The 19,015-nt window shown below is 47.8% G+C and carries 15 protein-coding genes; 11 read left to right on the forward strand and 4 right to left on the reverse strand.

The genetic code is table 11. The features are described from left to right. Positions 1-271: 271 nt before the first annotated feature. A complete protein-coding gene (gene acnA / locus Q7P67_RS06680) occupies positions 272-2,917 on the reverse strand; it encodes an aconitate hydratase AcnA (RefSeq protein ID WP_369696010.1) in 2,646 nt (881 codons plus the stop codon). A gap of 99 nt (positions 2,918-3,016) precedes the next feature. On the opposite strand from acnA, the gene Q7P67_RS06685 reads away from it, so the two are divergent. The 3 genes from Q7P67_RS06685 to Q7P67_RS06695 all read left to right on the forward strand — a co-directional run bounded on the left by Q7P67_RS06685 (position 3,017) and on the right by Q7P67_RS06695 (position 7,088). Beyond that, the gene (locus Q7P67_RS06685; protein WP_303851175.1) at positions 3,017-3,472 is read left to right on the forward strand and encodes an SRPBCC family protein; all 456 of its coding nucleotides are present in this window, start codon (positions 3,017-3,019) and stop codon (positions 3,470-3,472) included. A gap of 54 nt (positions 3,473-3,526) precedes the next feature. Next, on the forward strand, positions 3,527-5,365 hold the full coding sequence (locus Q7P67_RS06690; protein ID WP_303851176.1) for a GGDEF domain-containing protein: 1,839 nt from the start codon (positions 3,527-3,529) through the stop codon (positions 5,363-5,365). A gap of 82 nt (positions 5,366-5,447) precedes the next feature. Further along, a complete protein-coding gene (locus tag Q7P67_RS06695) occupies positions 5,448-7,088 on the forward strand; it encodes a putative manganese-dependent inorganic diphosphatase (RefSeq protein ID WP_303851177.1) in 1,641 nt (546 codons plus the stop codon). Here the strand turns inward: Q7P67_RS06695 and Q7P67_RS06700 are convergent. Together Q7P67_RS06700 and Q7P67_RS06705 are read right to left on the reverse strand one after the other, a co-directional pair. Then, positions 7,085-8,695: an ATP-binding protein gene (locus Q7P67_RS06700; RefSeq protein WP_303851178.1), complete on the reverse strand. Its 1,611-nt coding sequence runs from the start codon at positions 8,693-8,695 to the stop codon at positions 7,085-7,087. The genes Q7P67_RS06695 and Q7P67_RS06700 overlap by 4 nt on opposite strands. A 59-nt stretch (positions 8,696-8,754) precedes the next feature. Continuing rightward, positions 8,755-9,057: a hypothetical protein gene (locus Q7P67_RS06705; RefSeq protein ID WP_303851179.1), complete on the reverse strand. Its 303-nt coding sequence runs from the start codon at positions 9,055-9,057 to the stop codon at positions 8,755-8,757. A gap of 113 nt (positions 9,058-9,170) precedes the next feature. On the opposite strand from Q7P67_RS06705, the gene Q7P67_RS06710 reads away from it, so the two are divergent. Further along, entirely contained in the window at positions 9,171-10,859 is a 1,689-nt protein-coding gene (locus Q7P67_RS06710; RefSeq protein WP_303851180.1) for a response regulator, read from the forward strand. Between the two features lie 374 nt (positions 10,860-11,233). Further along, a complete protein-coding gene (locus Q7P67_RS06715; protein ID WP_303851181.1) occupies positions 11,234-11,908 on the forward strand; it encodes an HAD hydrolase-like protein in 675 nt (224 codons plus the stop codon). A 61-nt stretch (positions 11,909-11,969) separates the two neighbouring features. Here the strand turns inward: Q7P67_RS06715 and Q7P67_RS06720 are convergent, their stop codons facing one another. Next, on the reverse strand, positions 11,970-12,275 hold the full coding sequence (locus tag Q7P67_RS06720; protein WP_303851182.1) for a hypothetical protein: 306 nt from the start codon (positions 12,273-12,275) through the stop codon (positions 11,970-11,972). 572 nt (positions 12,276-12,847) lie between these two features. Between Q7P67_RS06720 and Q7P67_RS06725 the strand changes: the two genes are divergently transcribed. The 6 genes from Q7P67_RS06725 (at position 12,848) to Q7P67_RS06750 (ending at position 18,879) form a co-directional block, all read left to right on the forward strand. Continuing rightward, on the forward strand, positions 12,848-14,200 hold the full coding sequence (locus Q7P67_RS06725; protein ID WP_303851183.1) for a methyl-accepting chemotaxis protein: 1,353 nt from the start codon (positions 12,848-12,850) through the stop codon (positions 14,198-14,200). Positions 14,201-14,285: 85 nt separating this feature from the next. Next, entirely contained in the window at positions 14,286-14,963 is a 678-nt protein-coding gene (locus Q7P67_RS06730) for a bifunctional 2-polyprenyl-6-hydroxyphenol methylase/3-demethylubiquinol 3-O-methyltransferase UbiG (protein ID WP_303851184.1), read from the forward strand. Next, positions 14,960-15,724: a dioxygenase gene (locus Q7P67_RS06735; RefSeq protein WP_303851185.1), complete on the forward strand. Its 765-nt coding sequence runs from the start codon at positions 14,960-14,962 to the stop codon at positions 15,722-15,724. The genes Q7P67_RS06730 and Q7P67_RS06735 overlap by 4 nt, the downstream gene beginning before the upstream one ends. Before the next feature lie 79 nt (positions 15,725-15,803). Further along, on the forward strand, positions 15,804-16,370 hold the full coding sequence (gene amrA, locus Q7P67_RS06740; RefSeq protein WP_303851187.1) for an AmmeMemoRadiSam system protein A: 567 nt from the start codon (positions 15,804-15,806) through the stop codon (positions 16,368-16,370). A gap of 2 nt (positions 16,371-16,372) precedes the next feature. Next, a complete protein-coding gene (locus Q7P67_RS06745) occupies positions 16,373-18,061 on the forward strand; it encodes a 2-oxoacid:acceptor oxidoreductase subunit alpha (RefSeq protein WP_303851188.1) in 1,689 nt (562 codons plus the stop codon). After that, positions 18,058-18,879, forward strand: coding sequence for a thiamine pyrophosphate-dependent enzyme (locus Q7P67_RS06750; protein ID WP_303851189.1), 822 nt, complete (start codon positions 18,058-18,060; stop codon positions 18,877-18,879). The genes Q7P67_RS06745 and Q7P67_RS06750 overlap by 4 nt, the downstream gene beginning before the upstream one ends. The last annotated feature ends 136 nt before the right edge of the window (positions 18,880-19,015 follow it).

Genomic DNA, 19,015 nt, shown 5'->3' on the forward strand with positions numbered 1-19,015 from the left:
TTATAGACGTTTTTGGTCAAAATAAAACAAAAAAGGTATGGAGATTCCTGGAGCAGAAAAAAGGGAAAGCAGTTCCGAGGAGTGGCTGACGCCGTAATGCGACACTGCAATTGACAGTTGGCGCTTAGATGCGAGCAGTACAAGGAAGGCTCTCCGAGAAGGCTGCGAGCATACATACGAAGTATGTGAGCAGACCCGAGGAGTGGCTGACGCCGTAATGCGACGCATATAAGCGCCAAAAAGAAAAGGCGGGGTAAAAACCCCGCCCCGCTTACTTAGCCATATTCCTTAAAACATAGGGCAATATGCCGCCATGCTTAAAGTATTCTATCTCTATCTCCGTATCCAGACGGCACATAGCGTCGAATTTAATCTGTTTGCCGTCGGGTTTCGTCGCTGTGACGCTCATGGTGCATCTTGGCGTAACCCTGTCAACACCTGTGATGTCGAAGGTTTCAGTTCCGTCCAGACCGAGTGTTTTCCAGCCGTCGCCGTTTGTAAACACCAGCGGCAGAACACCCATTCCAGCGAGGTTGCTTCTGTGGATACGCTCGAAACTCTCCGCAATAACGGCTTTCACCCCAAGAAGAACGGTACCCTTGGCAGCCCAGTCGCGTGATGAGCCGGAACCGTATTCTTTTCCGCCGAGGATTATTGTCGGAACGCCCTCCGCAATATATTTCATTGCGGCGTCATAGATATACATCTCTTCGCCGTCGGGCATATGCCGTGTGAGACCGCCCTCTTTCGGTTCCGCAAGTTTGTTCGCAATGCGCACGTTTGCCAGCGTTCCGCGCATCATGACCTCGTGGTTACCGCGTCGGGAACCGTATGAGTTGAAATCTGCTGGTTTAACGCCGTTCTCCTGCAGATATCTGCCTGCTGGGTAGTCAACCGGAATTGTTCCTGCGGGTGATATGTGGTCGGTTGTTATGGTGTCGCCAAGCATACAGAGGGGTTTCGCACCCTTGATGTCGCATGGTGCGACTGGTGTCAGGCTGAAATTTTCGAAGAACGGTGGTCTTCTGATGTATGTTGATTTTGAGTCCCAATCGTATATGCTGCCCTTGACAGAGGGAAGAGCACGCCAGTTCTCGTCGCCGTCCAGTATCTCGCTGTAGCGTCTTTTATACTGATCGTTGCTGACACACTTGCTGACCAGCGCCCACACTTCGTCGTTTGACGGGAAAACATCTTTCATATAAACGTCTTTACCGTCTTTTGACTTACCGATGGGATCTTTGTAAAGGTCAATGTCCATCGTGCCCGCAAGTGCATAAACTACAACGAGCATGGGCGACGCAAGATAGTTCTGACGAACGAGAGGGTGTATCCTCGCCTCAAAGTTTCTGTTGCCGGAAAGCACCGACGCAACGTTGAGCTTGTTCTCTTTTATAACTTTTTCAAGTTCGGGTTTCAGGGGTCCCGCGTTCCCGATACAGGTTGTGCAGCCGTATGCAGCAAGGTTAAAGCCTAGCTGATTGAAATACACATCAACACCAGCCTCGCGCAGATAGTCTGTAACAACCTGAGAACCGGGAGCAAGACTGGTCTTCACATAAGGCTTAACGGTGAGACCCAGCTCAACCGCTTTTTTAGCAACCAGTCCGGCACCAATCATTACATAGGGGTTTGATGTGTTTGTGCAGGAGGTGATGGCGGCTATGACCACATCGCTCTCTCTGAGAGTGAATTTTTTGCCGTCCATTTCAACATCAAATGTTCTGGGAGCCGCAACCTCGTTGGCAACAGTCGCCTTAACAGAGTCCAGCGGAACGTGCTGGTGGGGTTTTTTGGGACCTGCTATGCACTTTTTGACTGTGGAGAGGTCAAGTTCAAGCACCTGTGTATATTCAGGCTCCTGTGAATAGTCGTTGAACAGCAGGTTAGCTTTTGTATAGTTTTCAACAAAGTCCGCTACGTCGCTTCTGTTCGTATTGCGCAGATATCGCAGCGTTTCGTCGTCAACAGCAAAAAAGCCCATTGTGGAACCGAACTCAGGGGACATGTTGGATATAGTGGCTCTGTCGGGCAGAGTGAGTGATTTCAGTCCGGGTCCGAACACTTCCACGAATTTTTCAACAACCTTAGCCTTGCGCAGAAGCTCCGTGATGGAGAGCACCACGTCCGTACCTGTGATGCCTTCGGCTATTTTGCCTGTGAGTCGCAGACCGATAACCTCAGGAATAGGCATATAGTACGGCTGACCAAGCATAACCGCTTCCGCCTCAATACCGCCCACACCCCAGCCCAGAACTCCGATGGCGTTTATCATGGTGGTATGGGAGTCCGTACCCACGAGGGTATCGCAGAAGGCTGTTTTTTCGCCGTGTACGTCACCTTTCAGAACTACCTGACCGAGGTATTCAAGGTTAACCTGATGGCAGATACCGGATTTCGGGGGGACTATGCGCATGTTGTTAAAGCTCGCCTGAGCCCATTTAAGGAATGCGTAGCGTTCGCCGTTGCGTTCATATTCTTTTACAACGTTCTTATCCAGCGAATCAGGCGTCCCGTAATAGTCCACCTGAACTGAGTGGTCAACAATAAGGTCAACGGGCACAAGGGGATTAATGAAAGAAGCGTCTTTTCCCTTTTCAACAAGAGCATCACGCATCGCGGCAAGGTCAACAACGCCGGGAACGCCCGTGTAGTCCTGCATAATAACCCTTGCAGGGTGATATGGTATTTCATAAGGAACCGCATAGGACTTTTTCCACTTTCCAAGTTCCTTAACGGCGTCCTCCTTAACAATCCTTCCGTCGAAATTTCTCACAAGGTTTTCAAGCAACACTCTGATGGAAAAGGGCAGTTTCTGTATATCCGCAATTCCTGCGTCGCGCACTTTTTTCAGGTCGTAATAGGCGTAAATCTGACCGCCAAATTCAAAATGACTTCTGAATTGCTCTCTGTTCATCATTCGTCTCCTTGTTTTTTAATCAACCATGTATAATTTTACTCTTATTATTCTCAGACGCAAATAAATTAAATAAGTTTAAGGAAAAAAGGTATTAAATTGAAAGCACAGAAACTGCAAAGAACGCAAAAACTGAACATATCCATTGAAATGGCATGGGATTTTTTCTCATCCCCGATGAATCTGGCGGACATCACCCCGCCGTGGCTTGATTTCAGAGTAATGTCAGAAGTTCCGGACAGAATGTATGAAGGGATGATGGTACAGTATAAGGTTCACCCTTTCGCCGGACTGCCGGTTTGGTGGGTAACTGAAATAACCCATGTTAAAGAGCCGTTTTTCTTTGTGGACGAACAGCGGAAGGGACCTTATGCCCTCTGGCACCACGAGCACCATTTCAAAGAGACCGACGGAGGAGTGCTCATGACGGATACGGTACACTATATCCTGCCTTTCTCTGCTGCAGCACAGCCGCTTATGGGCCGGTACGTCGCGCGGAAGCTGGACGACATTTTCAATTACAGGGCGGAAACGCTTAAACATCTGTTTTTATAATTTATTTAATATTGCCTGACAATTTTATGACATATACCTACTATTTAGAGTGGTATGTTAAAAACAATGGAACTGCCCCTTGCATGGCAGAAAAGACTTATTCATCTTGAACATGCTTTTCAGCCCATAATAAACCCGCTGAGCGGGCGGCTTTTTGCCGTTGAGGCGCTTCTGCGAGGATGGGACAAAGCCGGATTCAGCAGTATCTTCGACCTTTTCGACGCGGCGTTTGAAGACGGAATACTTCTCCCGCTGGATCTTGAACTGAGGCGCAAGGCAGTCGAAAAATTCACCAAAATACCACACCACAAAAAGATAAAGCTCTTCTATAATTTCGACGTGCGCATCACTGACATGTGCGACTATCAGCCCGGAATGTCCGGACGCATAATGCAGGACATAGGACTTGACCCCGGCGTCTTCTGCTTCGAGATAAGCGAACGTCACAAGATGAACGACAAGAACATGAACTGCCTGCTGAACAGTGCAAAGACCTCCGGCTGCCGCATAGCCATAGACGATTTCGGTTCCGGATTCGCAAATTTTGAACTGTTCTATTTCAGTGAGCCGGACTACATAAAGCTGGACCGCTTCCTTGTCTCCGACATCCACAAGGATGTTCGCAAGCGTAAGTTCTGCACACATATAATAAACCTTGCACACTTTTTCGGAATCAGCATCATAGCCGAAGGCATAGAGACCGAGCGGGAGTTTCTCTCCTGCCGCGACATGGGCGTTGACCTGATACAGGGCTATTTCGTCGCCCGCCCCTCGCTGGAAACATCAGACATGCTGCCTGTTTTCGGGCACGTCGAATCGCTTTTTGCAAACAACAGACGGATGAACACTCAGGATGCGCACCTTGTCAGCAACGAAATGGTCTACATAGACCCCATAGACGTCAATGGTTCCGTTGAGGAGCTTCTGCAAAAGATAAGCGCAAAGCCCGACCTCAGCTTCGTACCGGTCGTTGACGCTAACAACATCCCGGTGGGGATAATCAGCGAAAACAACCTTAAACAATACCTTTACAAACCATACGGCAAAGAACTGCTCTTTAACCGCAGCCACACCCCCTCCATAAAAAAATTCATGAAGAAATGCCCAATAATAGAGATAACCATTCCGCTTGAGCAGATGCTTGAGATATATGTTGCTAACCCCGAATCTGAAGGCATAATCATCACAAAAGACCTTAAATATCATGGTTTTATGACAGCTCAATCACTGCTTAACACTCTTAACGAAAAGAATCTTGCCTTTGCGCGCGACATGAACCCTCTCACAAAACTGCCCGGCAACAGCCTTATCAACAACTATCTGAACAAAGCATACAAGGACGAGGACAGTTCCTACGTCTTCATATATTTTGACTTCGACAACTTCAAGCCGTTCAACGACCGCTTCGGATTCCGCCAGGGCGACCGCGCTATCATGATGTTCACGGAGATAATGCGCGAAAGGATAACCGAGGCAAACACATTCATAGGACACATAGGGGGCGACGATTTCTTCTGCGGTGTCTCGTTCAGCAGCAGCAACCCTGAAAGCGGTATAAACGTCATGGCGGTTATAAACAAAGTAATTTATGACTTTACAGACACAGCCGCTTCATTTTATGATCCCAACGAGGTTGAAGCAAAATGCTACAGCGCGAAGGACAGGGACGGCATCGAAAAACTCTTCCCGCTGCTCTCCGTCAGCGCCGCCATAATCAGGCTGCCCGAAGGAAAAAGGGACTACACATCCGACGACCTCAGCAACACCCTTGCGCTTTTGAAAAAAGAGGCGAAAAAATCAAAAACAAAAACAGCTTTCATTGATCTCGGTTCGGACACAAAGGCTGACACCCGCATCAATCTGCTGCTGAAACATGCGATAAATACTATTTAGTTGAACCCGACCCCTTGACATCCTGCGCCGTTCATCTTATAAAATCACACCAATCCGGTATCCTATCCGCCATGAGGTCAATATGTCAGAAGTAATCATCGTAGGACACAAAAACCCCGACAGCGACTCCGTCTGCTCTGCATACGCCTATGCACAGCTTAAAAACCGCATGAACGACGGCAACAGATATACTCCGGCCAGATGCGGCAACATAAACAAACAGACAAGGTTCATCTTCGAACGTTTCGGCGCAGACGTGCCGAAATTCATCAGCGACGTCTACCCGAAAGTTAAAGACGTTATGACCCACAAGGTCATAGCCATAGATGAAAACGACCCCATAAAGGGAGTTCTGCGCAATATCGAGGAACTCAAGATACGCATTACCCCTGTGACAACAGGCGGGGTAAAACTCTGCGGAGTGATAAGCATCCTCGAAATAGCGCATTTCTTCACTCCGGAAGATCCGTCAAAACGCCCTGAATACCTTTTCCGCGGTTCGAATTTTGAAAAATCAGTCAAAGGCTACACACACATCCGAGGCGAAAGAGAGGAGTTCACAGCAGGCTTTATGGTGGGAGCAATGCCATATGACCGCTTTGTGGAGCGCATGGAATCCGTTGACAAGGAACGTACCGTTCTGATAGTAGGCAAACGCCGCGACATAGTTGAATATGCAGTGGAAAACCAGCTCCCCGCAATCGTCCTCACAGGGATGCGCGGAGAACAGGACATAGATTTCGATTTTACTGACTTCAAAGGCTGGGTATACGTTTCAGAACTGGACACAGCGGAAACACTCCGCAACCTCCAGCTAAGTATACCGGCAAAGGCGTTCATGACCACCGACATACCTGAACTTTCCGCCGAAGATTACCTGGAAGCGGCCAGCACAACCCTCATGAGCGTTGACCACAAAGGTCTTCCTGTCACAAACGACGGAAGACTGACAGGCATACTCACCCGCTCCGATATCATCAAAAAAGCCCAGAAAGAGCTTATCCTTATGGATCACAACGAGCTTTCGCAGGCTGTTGACGGAGCAGAATCGGCACGCATAGTTGAAATCATAGACCACCACAGACTCGGTACGATAAAAACTAAAACCCCCATTCACTTTTTCGCAAAACCGGTGGGCAGCACCTGCACACTGGTCTATCAGCTCTTTAAAATCAACGGCGAAGCACCTGACAGGCTCACCGCTTCCATACTGCTTTCCGGTATACTTTCGGATACGGTTATCCTGAAATCACCAACTACAACACCGCAGGATGAACAGGCTGTCAGAGAGCTTGCGGAACTGGCGGAGCTTGAATACATGTCCTACGGAGTGGAGATGTTCTCATCCACCGACAGTCTGAAATCCAGAGAACCCAGAGATATCCTCGGAACGGATTTCAAAGTGTTCAACGAATACGAAATGTCCGTTGGAATAGGTCAGGTGGAGGTGGTAAACCTTGAAGAACTTGGCGACACTCAGGACGCTCTCTTCAAAGTTATCGACGAAGTTAAAAATGAAAAGGGGCTTAACTGGTGTATGCTCCTTGTTACGGACATAATAAAAGAGGAATCCGTGCTTCTGACCAGCGGTCACGAGGCGGCGGAAAAACTGCTCGCATACAAGCCCACGGCGGCAAAAAGATTTTTCCTGCCAGGCGTGCTTTCCAGAAAGAAACAGCTTCTGCCTGAGATACTCAGGGTTCTTGAAGAGCTCACCGCCTAAGATTTCTGATACGGCAGGCTTACGGTCATAACGGTGCCGACAGGCATTGATGCGGCCGTAAGTCTGCCGTTCATATGTTGTTCCACGATAACTTTCGACATATACAGACCGATACCGGATCCGCCTGTTTTCGTCGTAAAATAAGGGTCGAACATCTTTTCCGCAATGTCGCTGTTTATTCCGCATCCGTTGTCGGTTATATAGATATTCAGCGTATCGCCCGCCTCTTCCACCTTGATTGATATTCTGCCGTCGTTGGAGTTCTTTTCTATAATAGCATCAACCGCGTTGTTGATTATGTTAATGACAACCTGTTTAAACTCCGCCGGAACGCCTTTCAAGCGGATAAAATCGTTATTTTCGAGAGCCTGCTGAATGTTGGTCTCGTCCGCATGAAGAGTTCTTTCCGCTGCGAAACAACAGAAATTTATTGCCACATTGCTGTTCTTCATCCGAGCGCTTTGCAGTGAAATAACCTCAGCAAGCATCCTGAACATTGAAAAATTCTCTTCGTCCTGACCGGAACGGAAAAAGCTGCTGAGATCATCCATTGTCTTTGAAATGGTCTTTATGAGCGCCATGGAATCTTTTGTAAGATCCTTTATGTACGCCTCGTCCAGTTCGCCCGCGTTGTACGCATCCTCAAGGTCTTCGATATTTATACCCAGAGCAGAAAGGGGCTGCCTCCATTGATGAGCAATGGCGCTTATCATCTGTCCCATTGCGAGAAAGCGTGACTGTTCGAAAATTATCTGCTCATTCTTCTTCCGTTTGTCCGTTTCCTCAACAACTGCCTTCGCAAGCTCAAGGTTAACCGTTTCAAGCTCTTTCTGCTTGTCCATCAACTGTTTTTCAGCTTCCATCTTCTCCGTTATGTCGTGGAAGATGTGGACGATGCTGCCGGAGGGAAGCCTGTACAGATAGCTGTTGAACCAGCCGCGGATCATATCGTCTTCATAGAACATTTTGTCGGCTTTAAGGGGCTGTCCGGTCTGCTGCACCTGATTTATCGACTCAAGAAAGCCGTATTTCAGGGCGTTTTTGTAGATTGCTGTTATGGGTCTTGACACGAGATCGGTTCTCTCCCTTTTCAAAAGGGTACAGGCAGTGTTATTGACATCAGTGAAGATATATTTGCTGCCGAACTCTATCAGATCGTAAATTGCAACGCCGCTGGACATATTATTGAATAGTTCCCGGTATTTAAGCTCGCTCTCTTTAACAGAGGTGTCATTCTTGAACTTATGCAGTGCAAGCTCTATGGTGGTCTGCAGAGTGGATTCGTCTATGGGGGCATATATATAGCCGTAGTGATTGGTTTTCATGGTCTGATACAGCGTGCGGCTGTTTATCGCTTCGGTGTAATAGATAACAGGTACACCGAACTCCGCCTGAACCAGAGATGCTTTGGCGATTATATTCTTGTCCGCATTAACAGTCATATCGACAATGAGAATATCCGGCATGTATGATTTCACAGCGGCATTGAGATCGTCCGTTCTGAAATTAACTGTTTTAACGGCGTACATAAGCCCTTTCAGGGCGTTCTCAAGTGTTCCTGTGGAGCCGGATTTCGCCTCCACGATAATAACGTTCCTGCTTTTCATATCACCCCGGTTTAGCCTATAACAGCGCCAATAACAATAACAAAATGAGAATCCCCGGTTTACAGACCGTCTGTGTTGCGCACATTGAACAGTTTTATCAGGTTCAGATCCTCAAGCAGACTGTAAAGCCTGTTGTCATGCACCAGAAGCGACAGGTTTATGCCGTCTCTGTGGATTATCTTTGTAAAAAAGCCGATTATGGCTGACGTGATTGTCATGGAATCGGTTATCTCTATAATAAGCACCTTCTCGCCTGTGGCGATGAAGCTAAGCACAGCATTTTTAATATCGGTGTAGTTCTCGATGGTCTTGACCTCGCCGCTCAGCAGCATTGTGTTTTTGTTTGGAAAATCTATGTGCATACTCTGCCCCTGAAAAACTGAGAACCATTTTATTTTGATTTTTTCTCTTTGTTATTATAAACTGAAACTGACAGAAATTCATCAAAATAAAATTGTCAGCCCGACGGATATTTATGAACGAAATAAACATTATGAACGACCTTATGCGGGAACTGGTGGTTCTCTGCGTTGACGATGAACCCCTTGCTCTCGAATATCTCGGAGCAAAACTTGCGCGAAAGTTCAAATCCGTCTTAAAGGCTTCCGACGGTACAGAGGGACTTGAAATGTTCCTCGCATACCAGCCTGATCTTGTGATAACCGACAACAGAATGGGTTTCATGGACGGTATCGATATGATAAAAGAGATACGCAAGTCCAATCCGGACGTACCGATTATCCTCGTTACGGCTTATACGGAAAAAGACGCCCTTGTCGAAGCCATAAACAACAACGTAACCCAGTTTCTTTCCAAACCTATAGACACAAAAAAACTGAATCAGGCTATAGAAAAATCCATGCAGTCCTTCGTTAACCAGAGACTGCAGGAAAAGAACCTAAAACAGGAACTCGAACTTCTTAAATATCAGGAAAAATACCATTCCCAGCAAGAGCTTAACGCTTTTAAAAAAGAGCTGAGTCTGATACAGAACGATCTTTTCCTTGAAAAATTCGGACTGAAAAACACTTACGGCGACGAATACAGCGTTTATCTGAATATCTTTTACAAACCTCTGGACATCCTCAGCGGCGATATATATTCCATACGCAGACTGGACGACGGTTCGCTGTTCATTTTCCTTGCGGATTCCATGGGAAAGGGTCTCTCAGCATCGGTAACGTCGATTCTGACCTCCGCATATATGAACCACATCATAGACACGGAGCGGGAGGTCATCACAGGTCCGCTGAAGAACTCAGTACAGATATTCAACAACTATATCAGAGGTATACTTCTCGACGACGAGATACTTTCCATCACATTTCTGCGCATAAATTTTATTATGGAGACGATGGAGATAGCAAGTTTCAGCTCTCCACCTGTCTATGCGAAATACAGAGACGGCAAGGTTGAAACTATAAAATGCAACAACCCCCCGCTTACGAAATATATGACCGACTTCCGCACGGATGAATACAACATAAAGGACGTTCTGGGTATAATGGCCATCACCGACGGACTTTACGAGTGTAAAAGCCACGAGGGCGAAACCATGGTGGACAAAGTGACGGAAGGATACGAAGTGTGCGCCATGAAGACCGACTTCCACAAATACGTCGGCAGCTTCATGGAAACGCCGGAAGACGATATCTCCTGTATACATATTCTCAAGATAGACGAGAATATAGAGGATGCGCGGGAGTTCAGATTTCGTTCCTGTCTGAAAAACGTGGGAAAAGCTATCGAATGGGCGGAAGAGTGTTTCACAGAGATGCAGAGCGATTTTGAAACGATGAATATGCTCACTCTCGCATTTACCGAAATGGTCATGAACTCCTTTGAACACTCCGTTCTGGAACTGGACAACAGACAAAAATATATGATGATAAATCAGGGCGTTTACGACGACTTCATCGCCGCCGCCGATTCCGATAAAATGATAAAGACCACAATCGGCATCCAGAAACTCTGGAACAAAAAGGCAATCATGATACGCATTGAGGACGAGGGCACAGGCTTTAACCCGCATATTCTTAAAACATGGATGTACGACCGCGAAAAGAGCGACGGCAAAGGCATCAAGATATCACGCCGTATTACGGACGAGATATATTACGCCAAAGGCGGCAGAGAATCCATTATCATAAGAGTTCTCGACTGACATTCAAAAACAGACTGCTTCACCCAGTGAATGGGTTCGCAGAGACGGATATTTCTTTTTGCCTTCGCGAGAATGCGAGCTATGCAAGGAAGACGGCCAAGATGGCTGCGGACATACATATTAGTATGCGAGAAGTTTCGAGGGAGAACTGACGAAGCAGAGCGACGCATCTAAACGCCGGAATAAAGAGAATGGCCGCTTGCTCCGGCGGCCATCAACATAAGGGGACTGTGAGATTAAAACGTAAACCCTGCTGCTCAATTCAGGGCTTACGCCTGTAACTATAATATACCTGCCTAATAATAAAACAAGTCATTTCTTTGTTTCATTTTTATCGTGTTCCAATATCCGGCGGTCTCATGTATAAAGGATTCATGAAAAAAAATATACTATTTGATCTCGACGGCACCCTCACCGACCCTTCCGAGGGCATAACAAGCTGCATAGCCTATGCGCTTGAAAAACTGAAAGTCCCCTGCCCGCCTAAACAGCAGCTAATCAAATACATCGGTCCCCCTCTGTGGCAGAGTTTTGCGGAACTTCTGAACACATCAGACAAAGGCGAAGCACTGGCTGCGGTCGCCTTGTACCGTGAAAGATTCTCAACTGCTGGGCTGTTTGAAAACAAGCCGTATGAAGGAATAACCGAAGCGCTGGAGCGTATATCCTCATGCGGGTATGAGCTTTATGTCTGTACTTCGAAACCGGAAGTATTTGCTGCAAAAATTGTTGATCATTTCGGGCTGAGCGGCTTTTTCAGAAAGATATACGGAAGCGGTCTGGACGGAACCCACGTTGAGAAGAATGAACTGATAGCGCATCTTATCTCGGCGGAGGGGCTTGACTCTGCACATACGGTTATGATAGGCGACAGAATATACGACATATCCGGTGCCCGTGCGAACGGGATAAAGGGATATGGGGTATCTTACGGATTCGGTGAAAAGTCGGAGTTTGAAGGAGCTGAAACCGTTTTCGGATGCCCTTCAGAAATAGCAGACCATTTCACTGCACAAAACCGCTCTGCACCGGAACACGGACGGGAGTGAATCATCCGGAGCGGTGCAGAGAAGTTATATCAATGCCCTCAGGCGGGCAGTGAAATCAGTTTCAGACGGCTCTGGTGATCGTGAACTTGTCGTTTATAAAGGCGGCAAGGTCGGCAGCTATCATATTTATGTTGCCGACGTATGTCAGCGAATCCTCGCCGGAGAGGTAGAGTATCTCCTCTCTGGAAAGTCTTGTTTTTTCAAACTGGTTCACATAAGCCAGCTCTCTGTCTGTCCAGCGCTCAAATGTGGAAAGGCTCAGAAGAGTGAAGTGCTCCTTCTCAATGATGAATCTGGCAAGGACAACGAGCTTTTCTTTTTGCAGTCCCCTGTCAAAAACCCTGAAAATGTCTCCAACGCAGTACATTGCTTGACTGTGCATCATAACCTCATAGCCGGGTGTATCCCCGATATTCTTGTATAGCTTTACAATATGAATTATAAAGACTGTATCTATTTCTGCAAGCGAAAGTTTTTTCTAAATTAATAACCTCTTTATGAAATTGACCAATGCTTTCACTATGAATGTACATGAGCTTAAAACGGCTGAATGTTCAATATCTTCCGCAGGCGTATGAGAGAAAAGACGTTTTATTCAGAGAAAATCTGCATTAAAAAAAATTATAGACATGTGCTTTTTTAACTTTTGTCGAACAGATTATTTATTCCCGATAATGATATCCGTAATGGAAATGATCAATGTTCATATTATAAACACCCTCCGCTTATTTTTTGAACACCTATTTAATTATTATGAAACAATAACTTTTATTTTTAAGATTAAAACGCCCGTATATGTGCGCATACAGAAAATTGTTAGAAACATGACACTCCCCGCCTGTTTTGGCACAACGATTGCAAAACTACCAGAATGAGGAGGCGTACATGTGGGGAACGTCAGTAAATAAATTTAACAAATTATTATCATCGCTCGAAAAAATGATTTCAGGCAATCTCGATCTGAACACAAGATTTGAAGATTCTAAGAATGGTCAGTGCGCAGAAGCTGGCGGTCTTCTGAACAAGCTGTTCGAAAAGATACAATCGTCAGTGTTCGACATCTCTGCGGCATCCGTAAAACTTTCTAAAACTGCACCGGTGCTGGATTCAGCGGCGAAAACACTTAAAAGCGGCTCTGTTTCCCAGGCGGAACAGGTTATGCAGATAGCAGCGGCATCGAGGCAGCTCTCGGCAACTGTTGAAAGTGTCACCAACAGCACCGTGGAGGCAACGGAGTTTTCCGCAAGCATCATAAAGTCCGCCGATGCGGCCATGACAAAGAGCAAAAACTCATCAGACACCATGCAGGAAGTGAAAAAAAAGGTGGACGAGCTTCAGGCGCAGATGAAGTCCATGGAGGAATACTCCAAGAGCATCGGTTCGATCATGGAGATGATTAAAAAAATAGCAGACCAGACAAACCTGCTCTCCCTTAACGCCTCCATCGAAGCAGCAAGGGCGGGTGAAATGGGAAGAGGCTTCGCTGTGGTCGCCACAGAGGTGCGCAAGCTGGCGGAACAATCCATGGAAGCGACAAACGGTGTGGAAAAAATCCTTAACAGCATAAAATCCAGCATAACGACATCCGGCAGATCTGTGAACGAGGTGCTGAAATCCGTTGACGAAAGCGCGGAGATAAGCAGCGAAGCGGTGGTGCTGCTGGAAAGCGTCACCATGAGCATAGAGCAGCTTGACGAAAGACTTAAAGCCATAGCCCTTTCCGGCAAAGAACAGGAGGAAACCGTTCACAGTGTAGCGGATTCCATTGAGCATATCGCTGTTCAGGCGGACGAGCAGTCCGACCTTGCGGGCAGACTGGAGGAGATTGTTCACACCATAAATTCAGGCTGCGACGAACTGCTTCTTGGTGTTGGCAGATTCCGTCTCAAAGCTCACGAAAGATCAGCGCACACGGCAGAAACCGCCGCAAGGGAGCTTAAATCCATGGATTCCGGCTTTCTGGAATCGTTCCTTAACGGTTTCATATCCCGCAACAGTTTCATAGAGCTGGCATATGTTACCGACAGCCGCGGCAGACAGGTTTCTCCCAACGTGTGGAACAAATCCGTCAAACATGACAACGACCGCACAACCCTCGGCTCCGACTGGTCAACCCGCGACTGGTACAGGGTTCCGGCACGCACGGGGGAAACTTATACAAGCGACATATATCGCTCTTCGGCATCAGGCAGCTTCTGTTTCACAGTTTCCGTACCCGTTAAGGGGGATAACGGAGATTTAAAGGGTGTTTTTGCAGTGGATATTAACTTTTCCGCCATGATTGACATCTGAAATTAAATTTTTGACACATCTCAATTGAAACTGACGGAAAATAGTGCCATAACTTTGTTATAAACTATTTCCGAGGTTTTTATTCATGGATTTTTACAGAATGCTGTCGGAAGGTTACGATGAGATTTTCCCGTATTCAGCCGATGCGGGTTCACTGGTGAAGAGTTTTGCGCCGTCCGGAGGTTTTATTCTCGATGTGGGCAGCGCAACCGGACAATATGTCAAAAGATACACCAGAAGCGGCTATAAGGCATACGGACTGGAATATGTACCGGAACTGGTGCATTTCCGTGAGAATACCGCTGTGGGCGATATGACCGACCTGCCGTTTTCACCCGTTTTCGACGTTGTGTCGTGCATGGGTAACACCCTTGCCCACTGCCGCAACTACACACATGCGGAAAACATTGTCCGCGGGTTTTACGACGTTCTGAAACCACAGGGAACTGCTGTTGTGCAGATCCTTAACTATCACAGGATACTCACTGTCAAACCTGCATCACTCCCGGAAATACGCACTGAACATTATGTTTTCAGAAGGAATTACGAATATATTAAAAACCATATATCTTTCAAAGGTGTGCTGAAAGGCGGCAGACAGTCGAGAACATCGACTGTCACACTTTATCCGCTTACACCGCGTGAGCTTCTGGATGCCGGCATGGCGGCAGGGTTCCGTTTCATCGAATACATGGGAACATTCAAAGGCGCGGGATTTGACATGGCAGAAGATTTTATGCTGGTGGCGGTGCTTAAAAAATGAAAACTCCGGTTCTTTTCATAGGTCATGGTTCACCCATGAACATCATACAAAAGAATAAATTCACAATTAGCCTTGAAAAGCTGGGGCAGACCGTTCCCAAACCCAAGGCAATATGCGTTTTTTCAGCCCACTGGCAGACGCAGGGACTGAAAATCCACTGCGGGGACAGGGCAAAACAGATCTACGACTTTTTCGGATTTCCCGACGAGCTTTACAGGGTGAGCTATAACCCTGCCGGAGCACCAGCATATGCGAAAAAGGCGGCGGAGCTGACAGGCGAAAAATGCGACAGTTCATGGGGAAACGACCATGCGGCATGGAGCGTTCTTCACCACATGTACCCCGAAGCGGATATACCCGTTTTTTATATGAGCAGTGACATGACAGCGGATTACCGCACAATATTCGACACGGCGGCAAAGCTGAAGCCGCTGCGGGAGAGCGGTGTTCTGTTCATCGGCAGCGGAAACATCGTACACAACCTGCGCAACGCCGACTTTAACAACGAAAATGCCGAACCGAATTACCGAGGCGTGGAATTTGACAGCGCGATAAAGGGTGCAGTTATGGGCGCTAACGCCGACAGGATTTGCGACCCTATGAAGCTGGGTGAAAGCGCCAAATTTGCAATTCCAACCCGCGACCACTACATCCCCTTCGTGATGGCGTGCGGGCTGAGAGAGAAGAACGATACGGTCAGCTTTCCATGTGAAATATTCCAGAATGCAAGCGTATCCATGCGTTCGGTAATGTTCGCCTGATAATATCGTTTCTTGCAGTTGACAAATCTTTTCCAAGCCGTTTTAATTAAGGTAACAATATTTTATTTTCCGGTGAAACATGGATTTTAAAATCAGCCGAGAAGGAAAACTGTTTCTCCTGAAAGCAGCGAGAAACAGCATCAAGGACAAGCTCTACGGCTCCGTCACAGATAACGGCGACGCACCCGCCGATCTGGACTTTAAGAGCGGATGTTTCGTTACTCTGCATCTGCGAAAGCGCCTCAGAGGCTGCATTGGCAATTTCCGCAACGACATCGCCATTGCAGATAACGTGAAAGAAATGGCACGTCAGGCAGCATTCGCAGATCCGCGTTTCGGTCCCGTTTCAAGGGACGAATTTGCCATGTGCGAAATCGAAATTTCAGTTCTCTCTCCAATGATTCCCGCCACGGCGGAAGACATCACCGTCGGCAGGGACGGAATCTACATAATCAACGGTTACAGCAGAGGCGTCCTTCTGCCGCAGGTGGCAAAGGAACACTACTGGGACAGAGAAACATTTCTGGAGCAAACCTGCGTTAAGGCGGGACTGCCGCAGAATGCCTATAAAGACAAAGACACAACGATATTCAGGTTTGAAGCGCTGGTTTTCGGCGATGGCGACCTGTACCGTTCAGAGGAATGAACATGGAAAAAACTTTTGTCTGGAAAGTGGGCGGACCGGCCGGATTCGGCATAACCACCCTCGGACCCGTATTCGCAAAAATACTTAAAGACTGCGGATATTTTATTCACGGATATCTGGAATACCCCTCGCTTATCCGCGGCGGATACAACAGCTATCAGATGGTTTTCGGTAAAACACCAGTAACCGCGCCGAAAAAACGCATCGACCTTTACATCGCACTTGACGACGTATGTTTCGAAAGGGAGACCTTCGACGACGACACCGTAGTTATAGGCGATTTCGACAACCTGAAAAAAGCCGACGGCATAAAAGGCATTAAGGTCAACGTGCCGCTGAAAAAGATAGTCGAAGACCTCAGCGGCAAAGATATAATGCGTAACACAGCAGCGCTGGGCGCTTCCGTTGCGGCGCTCGGTCTGCCGGAAGAGGTTATGACATCCGTTGTTGCGGCAAGCTACCCCGGCAAGATATCAAAACCCAACGTTGACGCTGCGCAGGCAGGCTTTTCTCACTGTAAGCCTATGATAAAACTGGAAAAGACAGATAATGCCTCCTGCAAAAAGGCACCCGTAATGACTGGTAACGAAGCCGTTTCCATAGGCGCCATCCGCGCTGGAGTGTCCTTTTTCAGCACCTATCCAATGACCCCCGCATCATCTATTCTGCACTATCTTGCAAAAGAGGCGCGGGACTACCACGTTACGGTTAAACACGCAGAGGACGAAATCGCGGGCATCCTCATGGCTATCGGCGCGGCACACGCAGGCGCAAGAGCCATGACGGGAACGTCAGGCGGCGGTTTCGCACTGATGAACGAGGGCTTCGGTCTGGCGGCTATCACAGAGATACCGCTGGTTGTGGCGCTTTCACAGCGTCCGGGACCCGCAACCGGTATGCCCACATGGACGGAACAGGCAGACCTGCAATACGCACTCCATGCGTCACAGGGTGAGTTCCTGAGAGCCATCTACTCCCCCGCGGACCTCGACGAGGCATACAAATTCACAATTGACGCATTCAATCTCGCGGAAAAATATCAGATACCCGTCATCGTACTTCTGGACAAATTCCTCTCCGAATCGCACTTCATGGCGCACGACATGGACACGAACTACGGAAATATGGACAGAGGACTGATTTTCAAAGGAAATCCCGAAAAGCCATACGAGCATTTCAAACGATATGAAGAGACGGAGAACGGCGTGCCCACAAGGAGCATACCCGGAACACCCGGCGGTCTTTTCGTCGCCGGCAGCAACGAGCATGACAAGACAGGTTTCGTCACGGATGCCGCCGACAACAGGGTATATCAGACTGACAGACGCTTTAAAAAGCAGCCTTTCGTAGCGGTTGAAATGCCCCACCCGTATCTCATAGGCAAAGAGGATGCACCCCTGACCTTCGTCTGCTTCGGTTCCATGAAACAGGTTCTGCTTGAGGCGATGAAATATGACGACAGGTTTAACTTCATCTATTTCCCGGCAGTACATCCGCTGGAGTGGGAGAAAGTGGCAGAGCTTTTCAAAGGCAGAAACCTCGTGGCTTTCGAAAACAACAGAACAGCACAGCTTCGCGCACTTATCGCGGAGAATACCGGCATATACATTCAGAAGACTTTTCTGAAATACGACGGACGCCCTTTCTTCACCGAAGAAGTAATCGAATACGTCGGGGAGGCGCTCAAATGAAACCCGTTGAATATAACACCGGAAAAGTTCCTAACTGGTGCCCAGGATGCGGCAACTTCGCCATCTGGAACAGCATTAAGAAAGCGCTCTCAAACCTTGAGATAGAGCCGCATAAACTGGCTCTGGTCTCCGGAATCGGCTGTTCAGGCAAAATGGTAAACTACGTCCGAAGCTATGCGCTGCAAACGCTGCACGGCAGAACAATGCCCATCGCGACTGGTATCAAGCTGGCAAACCCTGATATGACCGTTCTGGTTAACGGCGGCGACGGCGACGGATACGGTATGGGCGTCGGGCATCTAATCCACGCCATCAGACGCAATATAAACGTCACATACATAGTGCACCACAACAAGGTATACGGACTGACCACAGGTCAGGCGGCTCCTACCTCCCCGGAAGGCACCATAACAAAATCCACCCCCTTCGGAGTAGTGGACGCAACCATAAACCCGCTGATTATGGCTATGGCTGCTGGCGCAACCTTCGTTGCAAGGGGCTATTCCGGCGAGTCCGAGCATCTTACAGACCTTATCATGCAGGGAATAAACCATCAGGGATTCGCTCTCATCGACGTTTTCCAACCCTGCGTTACGTTCGGCGGTCAGTACAAGTACGAATATTACGACGAGCGCGTTGTTAAGATGGACAAAATGCCCTCCCACGACGAAGCTGTGGCGCTGGCAGCCGATCAGGAAAAGCTGTCCATCGGCGTATATTCGCAGTATGAACGCGCACCCTATGAGGCGCGCCACCCTGAAATAAGCCGTACGGTGGAGATGAAGGATATTTCAAAACTTATAGATGCTTATATCTAAATAATAACTGGGCGGCACTCAGGTGCCGCTTTTTTATTCCCGGACACAACAGGTCGTTATTTAAAAACATATCAAATCACATATCCTTTCTCATCAAACATTTCCGTAAATTTTTTTTAACACGGCCCTGCCTCTG

This window comes from Seleniivibrio woodruffii (assembly GCF_029267515.1).
GTDB classification, from domain to species: domain Bacteria; phylum Chrysiogenota; class Deferribacteres; order Deferribacterales; family Geovibrionaceae; genus Seleniivibrio; species Seleniivibrio woodruffii_A.

Excerpts from the sequence above, each read along its gene's own strand:
- acnA (WP_369696010.1), bottom strand. The coding sequence starts at position 2,917 with ATGAACAGAGAGCAATTCAGAAGTCATTTTGAATTTGGCGGTCAGATT.
- Q7P67_RS06690 (WP_303851176.1), top strand. The coding sequence starts at position 3,527 with ATGTTAAAAACAATGGAACTGCCCCTTGCATGGCAGAAAAGACTTATT.
- Q7P67_RS06695 (WP_303851177.1), top strand. The coding sequence starts at position 5,448 with ATGTCAGAAGTAATCATCGTAGGACACAAAAACCCCGACAGCGACTCC.
- Q7P67_RS06700 (WP_303851178.1), bottom strand. The coding sequence starts at position 8,695 with ATGAAAAGCAGGAACGTTATTATCGTGGAGGCGAAATCCGGCTCCACA.
- Q7P67_RS06705 (WP_303851179.1), bottom strand. The coding sequence starts at position 9,057 with ATGCACATAGATTTTCCAAACAAAAACACAATGCTGCTGAGCGGCGAG.
- Q7P67_RS06710 (WP_303851180.1), top strand. The coding sequence starts at position 9,171 with ATGAACGAAATAAACATTATGAACGACCTTATGCGGGAACTGGTGGTT.
- Q7P67_RS06715 (WP_303851181.1), top strand. The coding sequence starts at position 11,234 with ATGAAAAAAAATATACTATTTGATCTCGACGGCACCCTCACCGACCCT.
- Q7P67_RS06720 (WP_303851182.1), bottom strand. The coding sequence starts at position 12,275 with ATGTACTGCGTTGGAGACATTTTCAGGGTTTTTGACAGGGGACTGCAA.
- Q7P67_RS06725 (WP_303851183.1), top strand. The coding sequence starts at position 12,848 with ATGATTTCAGGCAATCTCGATCTGAACACAAGATTTGAAGATTCTAAG.
- Q7P67_RS06730 (WP_303851184.1), top strand. The coding sequence starts at position 14,286 with ATGGATTTTTACAGAATGCTGTCGGAAGGTTACGATGAGATTTTCCCG.
- Q7P67_RS06735 (WP_303851185.1), top strand. The coding sequence starts at position 14,960 with ATGAAAACTCCGGTTCTTTTCATAGGTCATGGTTCACCCATGAACATC.
- amrA (WP_303851187.1), top strand. The coding sequence starts at position 15,804 with ATGGATTTTAAAATCAGCCGAGAAGGAAAACTGTTTCTCCTGAAAGCA.
- Q7P67_RS06745 (WP_303851188.1), top strand. The coding sequence starts at position 16,373 with ATGGAAAAAACTTTTGTCTGGAAAGTGGGCGGACCGGCCGGATTCGGC.
- Q7P67_RS06750 (WP_303851189.1), top strand. The coding sequence starts at position 18,058 with ATGAAACCCGTTGAATATAACACCGGAAAAGTTCCTAACTGGTGCCCA.